The organism is Pectinatus frisingensis (genome assembly GCF_014076555.1).
In the GTDB taxonomy this organism is placed as follows: Bacteria; Bacillota; Negativicutes; order Selenomonadales; family Selenomonadaceae; genus Pectinatus; species Pectinatus frisingensis.
The window spans coordinates 2,699,987-2,713,545 of record NZ_CP045424.1 but is presented as its reverse complement, the minus strand read 5'-3'; the positions used below and the strand labels follow the sequence as shown (position 1 = coordinate 2,713,545).

Sequence of the window (13,559 nt, the reverse complement as noted above, 5' to 3'; positions counted from 1 at the left end):
GGGAAAGACCGCAGGATAAATGCATATAAATGAGAATCAGACTTTTGTTTGAACAGCGTCAGCCATGTCAAATAATTTGCTTACAGAAGTTTGAGTGTAGATACGGGCAATAGCTTCGCCGATTGCCGGTGCTATCGATAGAGAAACTATTTTGCTGGAATGTTTGTCCTTAGGCAGTGGAATAGTGTTGGTAATAATCAATTGGTCGATCGGTGAATCATCGATACGCTGAACGGCGGGATCACTCAGAATACCATGCGTGCAGCAGGCAAAAATTTGTTCTACACCACGTTCTTTTAATGCCTTGGCTCCTTCACATAATGAACCGGCAGTATCGACAATGTCATCAATTATTATAGCGTTTTTACCTTTTACATCACCGATTAGACTCATGACTTCAGCCTTACCAGGCATAGGGCGTCTTTTTTCGATAATAGCGATGGGAGAGTTAAGCCTGTCGGCGAGATTGCGTGCCCGGGTAACACCGCCTAAATCAGGTGAGACAACGACAATATCTGATAAATTTTTTGTGCGGATATATTCTGCCAAAATCGGGGCAGCTGCCAAATGATCGACAGGAATATCAAAAAAACCTTGTATCTGTCCAGCGTGCAAGTCTACTGTGACCATCCTGTTCACACCGGCGGTAGTCATTAAGTCAGCTACTAATTTAGCAGAGATAGGTTCGCGGCCGCGTGTCTTTCTGTCTTGGCGGGCATAAGCATAATATGGAACGACTGCAGTGATATTACGTGCTGAAGCACGTTTACAAGCATCGACCATTATTAAGAGTTCCATCAGGTTATCATTTACCGGCTGACTGGTCGGTTGGATAATAAATACATCCTTGCCGCGAATACTTTCGCTGATCATTACCTGGGTTTCCCCATTGTTAAAGTGTCCCACAAACGTATGGCATAATTCTACACCAATATAATCTACTACCTCTTGTGCCAGCTGCGGATTGGCATTACCGGTAATAATACATAATTTGTCTGTGTTCAAAATCATCAATTTTCCTCCTGCAATTTATATGCAATAATAAATTTTTATTATAAAAGAACAAGATATTGTTCTTTATAAACTGATTCTATCATAAACTGCCAGTAAAATGATAGGACATATCAAAGATTAATTGCGTTTATCATGCCATTTTTCGATATTGGTCTGTCTGGCCCGCCCGACAGCAAGAGAACCATCCGGGACATCTTTGGTTATCGTTGAACCGGCTCCTACATAGGAATTCTTGCCAATTTTTACCGGTGCTACCATATTGGAATTACAGCCAATAAAAGCATTATCTTCTATAGTCGTGCGGTGTTTGTTTTTTCCATCATAATTTACGGTTATACAACCGCAGCCCATATTGACACCTGAACCGATGTCGCTGTCACCAATATAACTTAAATGAGGTAATTTTGTACCGGTACCAACATTAGAATTTTTTACTTCAACGAAGTTTCCAATATGAACATTAGCAGCTATTTTGGTATGAGGACGTAAATGCACGTATGGACCAACTGTGGCATTGGCCCCAATTTCACAATCATGGGCATAGGTAAAGGAAATTATTGCACCGTCCTTGATAACTGTATCGGAAAAACGGCTGCATGGACCTATTTCGCAATTGGCCCCGATTATACAATTTCCCTGCAGCCATGTTGATGGATAAATGACAGTATCTTGTCCTATTACTACAGTACTGTCGATATAAGTCGTATCAGGATCCATTATGGTAACACCGCTGTTCATTAGTTGGTGATTTTTGCGGTGATGAAGTATTTTTTCCGCGTGTGCCAGCTGTTCACGGGAATTTATCCCCAGGGTAGATTCATAATTATCGGCAGCTATGGCATTTATTTTTTCATTTTCTTTCTGAAGTATTTCCAATACATCGGGCAAATAATATTCGCCCTGAGCATTATCATGTCCAACTTGGTGTAAAGCCGGGAAAAGTGACGCTGCATTAAAACAATAAATGCCGGTGTTGACTTCAGTTATGGCTTTTTCTGAAATACTGGCATCTTTATGTTCAACAATTTTTTTGAATTCGCCGTTAAAATTTCTGATTATTCGTCCATAGCCGGCGGGATCGGGCATGACAGCAGTCAACACTGAAGCCTGAGCGCCAGTGTTTATATGTGACTCATAAAAATTTTTAAGTATTTTTGTGGTCAGAAGCGGAGTATCACCGCATAATATCATGACGGTATCATTCTTGGTAATAAGTGGTTCCGCCTGTAATACGGCATGTCCTGTACCCAGCTGTTCTTGTTGGACAACTATCCGGGCGGTGTTGCCGATAGCCGTTTCAACTTTATCGCGGCCGAAACCGACGACCACGATGTTTTGGGTGGCACCGGCATCTTCGGCAGCGTCAATAACATGCTGCAACATTGATTTACCACCAATACGATGCAGCACTTTGGGCAGAGAAGACTTCATGCGGGTACCCTTACCAGCGGCTAATATTATGGTAGAAAATCCTTTTGTATTCAATTAATGTTCACTTTCCTTTTTATCGTATTCTCCGTTTTGTTGGATGTCCTTCATACTTTTTAGAAGTGTCTGTTCTGATTTTTCCATGTGTTTTTCAGCTGCTTTTTGAGCGTCAAGCACATTACCCTGCGCGATAGTGTCAACGATACGACGATGCTCTTCAAGTGTTTCTCGTAACCGTCCGGGGTATGACATTGATTTGGTGCGAAAGCGTGTGAGTTGTTCCCGCAGATTGGAAATAATTCCCACTAAACGATTATTGCGGCTTGCCTTGTATAGTAAATCATGAAATTTAGTATCAGTTTCGACAATTTTATCCATATTATTTTCTTCAATATGTTCGCCAATTTGAACCAGCAGACGCTGTAATTCTTCCAGTTCGTCATCAGATATTCGTTCCGCTGCCAAACCACTGGCAAGGGAGTCCAAAGCAGTGCGTATTTCAAATACTTCGTTGACATCACGAATTGACAAATTAGCGACATACGTACCGCGGCGCGGCATCATTATTACATATCCTTCCAGTTCCAGTTTCCGGATAGCTTCACGTACGGGCGTGCGGCTTACACCCAGTTTTTCTGCCAGATGTATTTCCATCAGGCGCTGGCCCGGTTTTAATATGCTGGATCGTATGGCATTCCTGAGTGTCTCAAAGACAACTTCGCGCAGTGGTTGGTAACTGTCTAATTTTATTGGCATCAGTTTTTTATCATTCAACATATTCATCGTCCCCTTACCTGGTGGTATTTGCGGGTTTTGCCGCGTATACATCTATATCGGAATAATCAGCACGCATTTGCGATACTATTTGTTGTGCTGATTGGTAATTTTCACAGATAGCAAAAATACTGGGACCGCTGCCAGACATTAAAGCGGCTTTGGCACCGTAACTACAGAGCTTTTCTTTGTAAACGGCCAGCTGGGGATATCTTTTAATGGTAACCGATTCCAATACGTTTTCTAATAATTTACAAATGCCGTTGAGATTTTTTTTAGTGAGTTCATGCAGCATTGCCCGGGTATTGGGATGATGTACTACAGCAGCGGCATGATAATTGTTATAAACCCATGCAGTAGAAATACCCATTTGGGGTTTGAGAATAACGAGTGCACATTCCGGCAGGGATTGCACCGGAATGATTTTTTCACCGCGTCCCTTAGCCAGCATTGTGCCACCCATGATACAAAAGGGAATATCCGAGCCGAGCCGGGTGCCAAGCTCACATAATTCTTCATCAGGACGATTGAGCATAAATAAACGGTTGAGACCATGTAGTGTAGCTGCTGCATCAGCGCTGCCTCCTGCTAATCCGGCAGCTATAGGAATGTTTTTTTGCAGTGATATTTTTACACCGGTAGTTATTTTATAAGTTTGCAAAAATAATTTTGCTGCCTTATATATAAGGTTGTCTTTTTTGTTTTCAATTCCGTCTATAGCACAATCAAGTATTATATCGCAAATAGCAATTTTTTCAAGCGTGACTATATCACTAAGGTTTATCGCCTGCATTATCATTTCAACCTCATGATAACCATCGGGCCTTTTGCCGAGAATATCCAAGGTAAGATTGATTTTGCCGTTAGCTGTAATTGTAACCAATTTGTCAACTCATTTCCCTGATAAATATAATAAGATTGTAGCAACTTTTTAGGCAAACGGCAATACTTTGGGTGTTTCTTCTTGACAAGATTGGTAAGAAATCGCATAATTAAGCTAAAATAAATTAATTTAGTAATATATTGTATTTATAGTCTGACTTATATTGCGCATTGGGGCGGTTTTTGCAATATATTAAAATTATTAAATGAAATAGTGCATTTTCCAGTAATTTATTTTGACTATGGCAATAAATGATAAATGATTTATTGTTATGGAGGATTTTCTATGACGTATCAATTTTACGATTTTAAGCATTTAGCAATAGTGACAAGTACATCAATATTATTTGATATACTTCTCCTCTATATTTTTTTTGCACCGATATTTATTCTGCCCTTGCCGGAATTTATTGCAGGTGCCGTTCCAAGCACGCTTGTATCATTGCGGTTATTGTTATTTTTGCCAATTGTATTCATTAACTATCAGTATTATATTTTTGCAAGCGGAGTTTTCAAGGGGAAGATTTCGGCGGAACTTCTTGTAGCATTGGGAACACTACTTTTTACCGGACTGGGAATATATAATTTTATTTTGGTACTGATGGGATATTCATCTGATATAGGCGGCGCGTATTTTGAGGTGATTGGGACTGTTTTGACATTACTGACAGCAGAAAAGTCTATCGAACGATATTTTAATGGTAAAATGCTGATAAAGCAAAGTGATTTTGAGCCTGATCAGGTTGAGTATGCTTCTGTATTGGATCTTGAAGATAATAGGGAAAAACAACTTTTGATAACCGCAATAAAACCGGATGATATCATAAGTATTAAGCCGGGGCAAAGAATTCCGGCTGATGGTATTGTGTTTTGGGGTAAGGGTGATGTCGATGAGGGGTTGTTTACCGGTATAAAAACACCCGTTCATAAGATCACTGACGATAAGGTTTATGCTCACACTTTTAATAAATCAGGGACTTTTCAGTACAGAGCCGCCTGCACAAGCGGTGCGTCGCTTTATTACCGATTACTGAAAGCGGTTCGGGAAGCGCAGTCTGATGAAATATTTATGGAAAAAATTATTGACACAATTACCAAATATATGACAGTCTTCACTTTTTTTACCGCATTAGTCAGTACTGGAATTGGTATTTATCTACATAAGCCGGTAATGATGATTATATTGGCCGGTGCAATTGTATTGGTGGTCGGATATCCGCAGATAATCATGATGATGAGGCGTAATGCAGTTGTTGCGGCATTAAAAAAATGCAGTGAATCAGGGATTTTTGTGAAGAATGCTGACAGTACCAAATATGTAAAGCATATTGATACACTCATATTGGGGAAAACAGGAATAATTACTAAGGGCAAACCAGTGGTCGCAGATATAATAGCAGAAGGTGTTATGCCTCAGATGTTGCTTTCCCTGGCAGCAAGTGCCGAAAAAAATTGTGATCATTTGATAGCGAAGGCGATAGTTACTGCTGCTGTACGGAATAGAGCACATATAAGGAGAATTTCCTCAATGCAGGAAGTTCCGGGAAGTGGAGTAGAAGCATTAATCAATGGTGAAATAGTTCGTGTAGGTACGGCCGCCTGGCTGGAAAAAGAAAATATTGACATAAGTGATCAAATGCGAATGAAAGCTTTTCAATCAGCTAAGGCCGGCAACACGGTAATATACATCGCCTTAGGCCGGTACTGCCATGGTTTGATTATGCTGACGGATCCAATAGAATACAAAGTCCGCACGGCACTCAGCAGTTTACGGAAGATGGCAATAAATGTGGTAGTTTTTAGTGGCAGTGATAAAAATACACTGCGGGCAATCACTGATGAATTGGCAATAAATCAATACCGGGCAGGATTGACTGCCAATGATAAAGCCAGAGAAACAGCATTGCTGCACGTACATGGTCTTACGATTGCGGCTGTCGGCAATACTGAAAGTGATGCAGCCTTGTTAAAAACTGCTGATATTGGAATAATGCTTGGAGGCAGTATTAGTATAGATGAACCTGTCGATATCATTGTTCCTGCTGCTGATCTTCGGCAAGTCGCTGCAATGTTTCAATTTTTCCGCCAGTTGTCAAAACAAATGAAACAAAATATAGCTATAGCTGTTTTATATAATATTCTAGCTGTCATAGCAGCAACAGGCCTTTTTTATTATGACGGACTGTTTGGTTTTGTTACTTTTTTGGCAGCAGGGTGGGTCATAGCTGTTATAATCATGGGGCGCAATAGTTGTATGACGCGGCCTAAACAGAATTAAAATTCATTTTAGGAGGGATCTGTTATGTTGAAAATTTATATTGAAGGTATGACCAATGAGCGTTGTCTTCCACGGGTGAAAGCGGCACTGGGGGATTTAGAGGGAATGCATGAAATAAAAGAGATGAACTTTGCTGAAAAATATGTTGTTGTGGACTGCAGCACTGACAAAGAAACATTACGGGCAGCTATCAGTGATGAAGGATACAACGTGATTAAAATAGAACAAAATTAAAAAGGGAGCCAAAATGAAAAAAATATTTTTAGCTGTGATGTTTTCTTTCCTGATAATACTTCCACAGTCAGTTAATGCAGAAATACGCCAAACAGAAAACGGCACAGTAATAGCAAAAGAAAGTGCATTTACATACAGTCAACCGGCATTAGTTTCTGAAAAAAAGCCGGTAGATGTTTCAAATAGTAAGAAGCAAGCTGCCAAAGAAAATATTTTTTCGATTTATGTAAAATCAACGCGTTTTTATAATCGGAATAAGACCAACTTTCGAGCCCATCAGGAATTAGATGTAATGTCTAATTCAAAGACGATAGACTTATTGTTAGATTCTAAACTGCCGCCGCGTATCGAATACACTAAAGCGGGACTGGTAAAAAAACTGATGCTTAAAAAAATTAGTTATAACGACCAATATTTTATTTCATTTAAAATTAAACCGGTTGAGCTGATACCACTTTATGATGCTGACAAAGTTGAAATTGTTTTTCCTGTGATAACGAATGGAACCAATATAAGTTATCAAAAAGATAAAAATGGCGAGTGGAAGCAGGTTTATGTAAAAAAAGAATTAGAGAAAAGTTCGCAAATTAGTGAAGTGCGTTATGTAATTCCACGACAGATAGTTGGAGAATGGCAAGACGTCTTAAATGCTGATTTACGGCCCGGCAGCATCAGTGCTGAGAGAATGTCTTGACATGTCAATGTATAAAAGTTTGATATGACAGCGATGCACGGGTAAAAATAACCATTGCATATAATGAACGGCAATGGTTATTTTTATTATATTTTATGAATTTGGACGACCTTTGCGGCTACATCAAGTATTTTTTTTACATCGCTGCCCAGGGATGCTTCGATAGCGGCGATAACTGCTCCTTCCAGGATCGGGGCATCAGCAATATGAACATTCTTTTCCGTGAAATGACTATTGCCTCTGATCATATCGGCGCAAATTATGGCACTGCCAAGGTCAACAAAGAGAATAACCCCATCGTCATTATCAGCTTCTTCAATAGCAAGTTCAACTTTATCCAGGTCAATTCCCAAAGAACCGTCTTCGCAGCCACCAACGGCGACAATTGGCTGATTGGGTTTGCCTACTTCAGCAGCTATATCTTTTATGCCTTCAGCAGCTTTTACACTATGTGATACTATTACGATTCCTACCATATATATCCATCCTCACTAGCAATATATTAGATCAAAACTTTTTACAGCTTAAATCAGCTTTTTCTTAAAATAAAATGTTACTTTATTATTATAGCATACAGCCGGGGTGACAGAGAATATTTTATTAATAAGGCATAATACATAAAAGGTATTATTATTGAATCTAAACAATTTTGTGATTTTTTGATATAATGATGTAATAGTGGATGTCATAATTAATATAGGGGGAGTATGCATATGAAATTCAGATTTGCCCATAATAATCTCAACGTACTTGATTTAGAAAAATCAGCAGCTTTTTATGCACAGGCATTTGGTTTGAAGGAAGTACGGCGTAAGGAAACAGCAGATTTTGTCCTTTTGTATTTGGGTGATGGTCAGACCAGCCACGAATTGGAACTGACATGGTTAAAAGCCCGTAAGGAAAAATATAATCTAGGAGATAATGAATTTCATTTAGCGTTTGCGGTGGACGATTTTACTGCGGCACATGAGCTTCATGAAAGAATGGACTGTATTTGTTATGAAAATAAAAAAATGGGAATATATTTTGTGTCAGATCCTGACGGATACTGGTTGGAAGTAATTCCTAAAAAATGATGAAAGGGATACAATTCCAATGGATGATAAAAAATTAAAAAAAATGCTTTGCGAGTTTAATATTACCATCGATGATCTTAAACAAACGGCGGCTTGTGTGCGTTATGATATTGAGCAGGGACTCAAAAATAAGCCGACATCTTTGAAAATGCTTAAATCGTATATTGGACTTCCCAGTGGAGCTGAGACTGGTGAATATTTAGCACTGGATTTTGGCGGTACTAATCTGCGGGTTGTTTTGGTTCGCCTGGACGGAAACGGCAAATATAGTATTATCAAAAAAATAGTTAAACCGCTTAAAGTACCTGGTGTATATGATTTTATCGGGGCACAGGCAAAGGCTGAGGATCTTTTTGATTTTATTGCTGGGATAATTGCAGAAGTAATAGATGGGGACAAAAAGAAAAAGTATTTTCTTGGGCATACTTTTTCTTTTCCATCCAGTCAGACTAATATATATAATGCCCGGCTTATAACATGGACCAAGGAATTTGCCACAAGCGGGGTGGAAGGCCATGTGGTTAATGATTTGCTAAAGGAAGCATTGATTCGTCAGGGATTCGGCAATGTGGAACCAATTGCGGTCATTAATGATACAGTTGCAGTATTATTGGCAGCAGCTTATAAATCTTCTGATACATATATTAGTTCAATATATGCAACGGGGCATAATACATGTTATTTTGAAACGTATCAGGGATCTGACGGCAAACCGATGATAATTAATTTGGAAATTGGCGGATTCAATAAATTGGTGGTAAATGAATATGATAATCGCCTTAATGCCGATTCGGAACTACCTGATCAGCAGCGCATGGAAAAAATGGTTTCCGGACGTTACATCGGTGAACTGTTCACTTATTGTATGCAGGATTTATTTGCGGCTGTGGGTAAAATACATTTTAGCAGTATAGATTTATCGGCTATTTTAAATGATGAAGAAACAGAATTGCCTGTTATACGGAAGTTGATTATTGAACGCATTGGTGTTGAAATAACACGGCAGGAAGCTGAGAATATCAAGAAATTGGCGGCCGTTATTGTAAGTCGTTCGGCACATATTGTTGCTGCTAGTTTCTGCGGTGTTTTGTGGCATATTTTCCCGGAAAACATACCGGCACATAACATCGTTATTGATGGTTCAGTATTTGAGAAGATGCCGCTGGTAACTGATAATATGTATAGAACATTAAATGAAATTCTCGGTGACGAATCGGCCAATGTAAGATTGGTTTTAGAAAATGGCGGTTCTGTTTTAGGAGCTGCCGTGGCTGCGGCTATGAACAAATAAGATTGAGGACCATAAGATGAAGCAGGATTTGGCTTTAAATATAAAGCAAAAATTGATCATGACACCAAGAATGCAGCAGTCAGTGAAAATATTGCAGATGTCATCACAAGATCTGCATGCTGCCATTGAAGAAGAATACAATGAAAACCCTACTTTGGAATTTGCGGAGCTTAAGACGGATAGTGATAGTGACATAAGACAGAAACTTACTGTTGATGATATAAAAAAATTGGCTGAATTTCTGGATAATGGCAAAGAAGGACATCATTCGTCAACAGCGGCAGATGACGAGTATGATTTTACTATACCGGCAGAAGAAAAAAATCTGGCTGATTATTTGTATGAACAAGTTGGATGGACATTTACAGATACAAAAAAGCGTAATATTGCTGATTATATCGTCGGCTGTATCGATGACTGTGGTTATCTTACGGCTACACTTGAAGATATAGCTGCCTTAACGCAAAATCCGGTTGATGAAATTGAAGCAATACTGCAGATAATACAATCTTTTGAACCGGCGGGAGTAGGGGCACGCAATTTATCGGAATGTTTAAGACTGCAGGCACGGCGATTAGCTATTTACAATGGACTTACGGCAGTGATAATTGATAAATATTTGCTGCAGCTTGCTAAAAATCAATTAAAGATAATTGCTCAAGCCGAAAATGCAGATATTACTGATGTTCAAAAAGCAGTGGCAATTATAAAGAAGCTGACGCCAAAACCGGGCGCAGCTTATGGAAACGAACAGATCGAGCATATTATCCCTGATGTTACAGTGCGTCAAATTGATGGTAAATATGTAGTACTGGTCAATGAATATACGGTTCCCAGTCTTCGAATAAGTGAACTTTACCGCAACACGCATAATATGGATGCGCAGACGAAAAAATATGTAGAACAGCGTGTTAATTCAGCTATTTGGTTGATTAACAGCATTGAACAGCGCCGCCAAACATTGTTTAATGTTGCTTCACAAATAGTTTTGCAGCAAAAAGATTTTTTTGATAATGGTTATGAATATTTGCGGCCGTTATCTATGAAAACGATAGCCGAGATATTAGGAATCCATGAATCAACGGTCAGCAGGGCTATCGCCAATAAATATATGGAAACATCACATGGAATAATAAGCATTCGTAAATTTTTTCCGGCTAATGCTGTATCTACGACTACCGGAGAAGAAATGATAGCTGCCAAGATAAAAACTGTTATAAAAAACCTTATTGAAGGGGAAAATTCGGCAAAACCATTAAGCGATCAGAAAATCTGTGATTTACTACAGGAGCAGGCTATCGATATTTCACGGCGTACAGTTATGAAATACCGTGAACAATTGGGTTATCAGTCTTCTACGGCCAGAAAACAATATATATAATGTTTGCTTTATTATATTGGATAAAATAATAAGTCCGGTGCTGATGATCTTCTGCTGCAGAAGTATCAGTACCGGACTTATTATTATTAATTTTAGTAATTAATTATCGGATTGTTCCATGGCGGTTTCTAAATTTTTTGCAGCTTTGGTTATATGCGCCAAAGTAGCTGTTATTTCTTCGGTGGATGCAGCTTGCTGTTCACTTATAGCACCGACAGCTTCTATGGATTTAAAAATTTCGGCTACGCCATGATTCATTTCTTCAAGAATAGAATGGATTTGTTCGGTGGCATTTTTGGATTGATCAGCAAGTTTCCGGACTTCTTCCGCAACAACGGCAAATCCTCTGCCGTGTTCGCCGGCACGTGCTGCTTCAATAGCTGCATTCAGTCCTAAAAGATTGGTTTGCTGGGCAATATTATTAATGAATTCGATTACTTTTGCTGTTTCACCGCTTTTTTGTTTTAAGTTGGTTGCTTCCGTTATGGAACCTTGGCCTGATTTGGCTAATTCACCGGCACTGTTGGCAACTTGTTCTATAGATTGGTAAGCTGTTTGTGTGGAAGAAACTACGTCTTTTACAGCTTTTATTAAATTGTCATTGGCAGCGGCGCTGGTGCAGAAGGCACTTAATGTGCCGATAATTTCATTACTGGCATTGTATAGGGGAATCACGGTAATTTTTTGTCTGCCGTCGGAACTGGTTTTACTGATACGGGTTTTGTTGTTTAGACATTCTTTGACATCTGAGTTAATGGCACCGCCTTTTTGGATGTCATTATTGAGTGGTGCTTCTTTTTCACAAGCAAGATATTGTGTCAAATCGGATATTGCGATAAGCGATATATTTGGCAAAAGTTGTTTTACCAAAGGAATAGTAAAACTGAAAGAATTGAAAATATCAGTATCGCTTTTTATATTTTCCGGATAATTCATTATATGATCTCCTCTAAGATGTTAATAAATTTGTATGAATATTGGCATTAATTGCATTAAATTGATTGTAGTTTATTAAATATAAAAAGTCAACATAATATAAAACAATTAATTATTCATATGATAAAATAAATTTTTAATAAAAAAAATTTATTTTTATCATTAATACTATTGTTATTTTATTCACAATCGTTTATAATAACTTTGTGATAAAAAGTACATACTTATTGTACTAAAACATTGCTTGACAGATTATGCCAAGTGGATTTTTTACGCTGGGAGTGGGAAATATGTCGGGGAAAAGACCTCATGTAGTGATTGTAGGTGCCGGATTCGGGGGAATCAAGGCAGCAAAATTGCTCGCTCGGGAAGATGTGGATGTCACATTGATTGATCGCAATAATTTTCAATTATTTCAGCCGTTGTTGTATCAAGTCTCTACATCAATGCTGTCAATTGATGAAATTGCGTATCCAATAAGAACATTTTTCCGTAAGAACAAAAATGTGCGGTTCATGTTGGCACATGTACAGGGATTTGATGCGAAAAATAAGGAAGTAATTACACCTTATGGGCATGTTAAGTACGATTATCTTATTCTTGCCGCTGGGTCTACTACTAATTATTTTGGCATGAATAAGTTGGCTTATTCCACTTATGGCATGAAAACGCTGCGGGAAGCTATTCATATACGCAATCATGTGTTGCATATGTTTGAACGGGCTGAACGTGAAAAAGATCCGGATGTACGTAAAAAAATGCTTACATTTGTTTGTGTGGGCGGTGGACCTACAGGAATTGAAGAAGTTGGTTCTCTTTCTGAGTTAGTCTATATAGCAATGAAAGATGAGTATCATGGACTTGATTTAAATGAAGTGTCTATAATTCTAATTGAAGCTACTGATAAGGTATTGCCGATGATGCCACCTGATTTGCGTGATGAAACAGTGCGAATTCTGAAAAAGAAGAGGGTTGACGTACGTCTTAATACTCAGGTGGTAGATTGTGATGAAGATGGTCTTACATTAAAAGACGGGACCAAAATAGCTACACGCACTGTAATCTGGGCGGCAGGGGTGAAAGCAGTACCAATGATTGCCAAATTTGGTGCCGAAGTTGATCGGGCTGGTCGGATTATCGTTGGAAAAACACTGCAGGTTCCTGGGCATCCGGAAGTTTTCGCTATCGGTGACTGTGCTCATCTTGAACAAGATGGACATCCGTTGGCGACAATAGCACCTGTTGCAACACAAGGGGCTGTTGTTTGTGTGGCAAATGTAAAAAGCCTTATTAAAGGACAAAATAAACTGCAGGAATTTACTTATCATGATGTTGGCAGCATGGCAACAATCGGCCGGGGCCAGGCAGTCATGTGTAAAGGCAGCTGGAAAATGAAGGGCTTTTTTGCCTGGAGTGCCTGGCTGACTGTACATTTGATACGTTTGGCGGGAGCCCATACCAATATAACAGTTGCCTTGAAGTGGGCTTGGAACTGGCTGTCAGGGATAAGATTGGGACGTATTATTACCAATATTCCGGATAATCGCGATTCCAATACGTAACAGTTAGAA

13 protein-coding genes are annotated in these 13,559 nt (G+C 39.0%); 7 read left to right on the top strand and 6 right to left on the bottom strand.

From position 1 onward, the window contains the following. Window positions 1-36: 36 nt before the first annotated feature. The 4 genes from F8M42_RS12760 to ispE form a co-directional block, all read right to left on the bottom strand. A complete protein-coding gene (locus F8M42_RS12760; RefSeq protein WP_182187131.1) occupies window positions 37-1,011 on the bottom strand; it encodes a ribose-phosphate diphosphokinase in 975 nt (324 codons plus the stop codon). Window positions 1,012-1,131: 120 nt separating this feature from the next. After that, window positions 1,132-2,445 (bottom strand): bifunctional UDP-N-acetylglucosamine diphosphorylase/glucosamine-1-phosphate N-acetyltransferase GlmU, encoded by a 1,314-nt coding sequence (gene glmU / locus F8M42_RS12755; protein ID WP_229711571.1) that lies wholly within the window; start codon window positions 2,443-2,445, stop codon window positions 1,132-1,134. A gap of 54 nt (window positions 2,446-2,499) precedes the next feature. Continuing rightward, on the bottom strand, window positions 2,500-3,219 hold the full coding sequence (locus F8M42_RS12750; protein WP_182187127.1) for a GntR family transcriptional regulator: 720 nt from the start codon (window positions 3,217-3,219) through the stop codon (window positions 2,500-2,502). A gap of 13 nt (window positions 3,220-3,232) precedes the next feature. Then, entirely contained in the window at window positions 3,233-4,099 is an 867-nt protein-coding gene (gene ispE, locus F8M42_RS12745; RefSeq protein WP_182187125.1) for a 4-(cytidine 5'-diphospho)-2-C-methyl-D-erythritol kinase, read from the bottom strand. A 285-nt stretch (window positions 4,100-4,384) separates the two neighbouring features. Here ispE and F8M42_RS12740 point away from each other — a divergent pair, with 285 nt between their 5' ends. The 3 genes from F8M42_RS12740 to F8M42_RS12730 are packed head-to-tail and all read left to right on the top strand — an operon-like array spanning window position 4,385 to window position 7,304. Further along, window positions 4,385-6,376: a heavy metal translocating P-type ATPase gene (locus F8M42_RS12740; RefSeq protein WP_182187123.1), complete on the top strand. Its 1,992-nt coding sequence runs from the start codon at window positions 4,385-4,387 to the stop codon at window positions 6,374-6,376. Between the two features lie 24 nt (window positions 6,377-6,400). Beyond that, window positions 6,401-6,610, top strand: a complete 210-nt coding sequence (locus F8M42_RS12735) for a heavy-metal-associated domain-containing protein (protein ID WP_182187121.1) — start codon at window positions 6,401-6,403, stop codon at window positions 6,608-6,610. Window positions 6,611-6,623: 13 nt separating this feature from the next. Then, complete coding sequence (locus F8M42_RS12730) at window positions 6,624-7,304, top strand: hypothetical protein (protein WP_182187119.1); 681 nt, start codon at window positions 6,624-6,626, stop codon at window positions 7,302-7,304. Between the two features lie 86 nt (window positions 7,305-7,390). Here the strand turns inward: F8M42_RS12730 and dhaM are convergent, their stop codons facing one another. Next, window positions 7,391-7,780, bottom strand: a complete 390-nt coding sequence (gene dhaM, locus F8M42_RS12725; RefSeq protein WP_182187117.1) for a dihydroxyacetone kinase phosphoryl donor subunit DhaM — start codon at window positions 7,778-7,780, stop codon at window positions 7,391-7,393. 237 nt (window positions 7,781-8,017) lie between these two features. On the opposite strand from dhaM, the gene F8M42_RS12720 reads away from it, so the two are divergent. From F8M42_RS12720 to rpoN, 3 genes are read left to right on the top strand one after another with little or no spacing between them, the layout of a single operon-like run. Next, a complete protein-coding gene (locus tag F8M42_RS12720) occupies window positions 8,018-8,380 on the top strand; it encodes a VOC family protein (protein ID WP_182187115.1) in 363 nt (120 codons plus the stop codon). Between the two features lie 19 nt (window positions 8,381-8,399). Next, complete coding sequence (locus tag F8M42_RS12715) at window positions 8,400-9,671, top strand: hexokinase family protein (RefSeq protein ID WP_182187113.1); 1,272 nt, start codon at window positions 8,400-8,402, stop codon at window positions 9,669-9,671. A 16-nt stretch (window positions 9,672-9,687) separates the two neighbouring features. Continuing rightward, window positions 9,688-11,052, top strand: coding sequence for an RNA polymerase factor sigma-54 (rpoN, locus tag F8M42_RS12710; RefSeq protein WP_182187111.1), 1,365 nt, complete (start codon window positions 9,688-9,690; stop codon window positions 11,050-11,052). Between the two features lie 99 nt (window positions 11,053-11,151). Here the strand turns inward: rpoN and F8M42_RS12705 are convergent, their stop codons facing one another. Further along, window positions 11,152-11,988: a methyl-accepting chemotaxis protein gene (locus F8M42_RS12705; protein WP_182187109.1), complete on the bottom strand. Its 837-nt coding sequence runs from the start codon at window positions 11,986-11,988 to the stop codon at window positions 11,152-11,154. A gap of 290 nt (window positions 11,989-12,278) precedes the next feature. Here F8M42_RS12705 and F8M42_RS12700 point away from each other — a divergent pair, with 290 nt between their 5' ends. Next, window positions 12,279-13,550: an NAD(P)/FAD-dependent oxidoreductase gene (locus tag F8M42_RS12700; protein WP_182187107.1), complete on the top strand. Its 1,272-nt coding sequence runs from the start codon at window positions 12,279-12,281 to the stop codon at window positions 13,548-13,550. Window positions 13,551-13,559 lie beyond the last annotated feature (9 nt).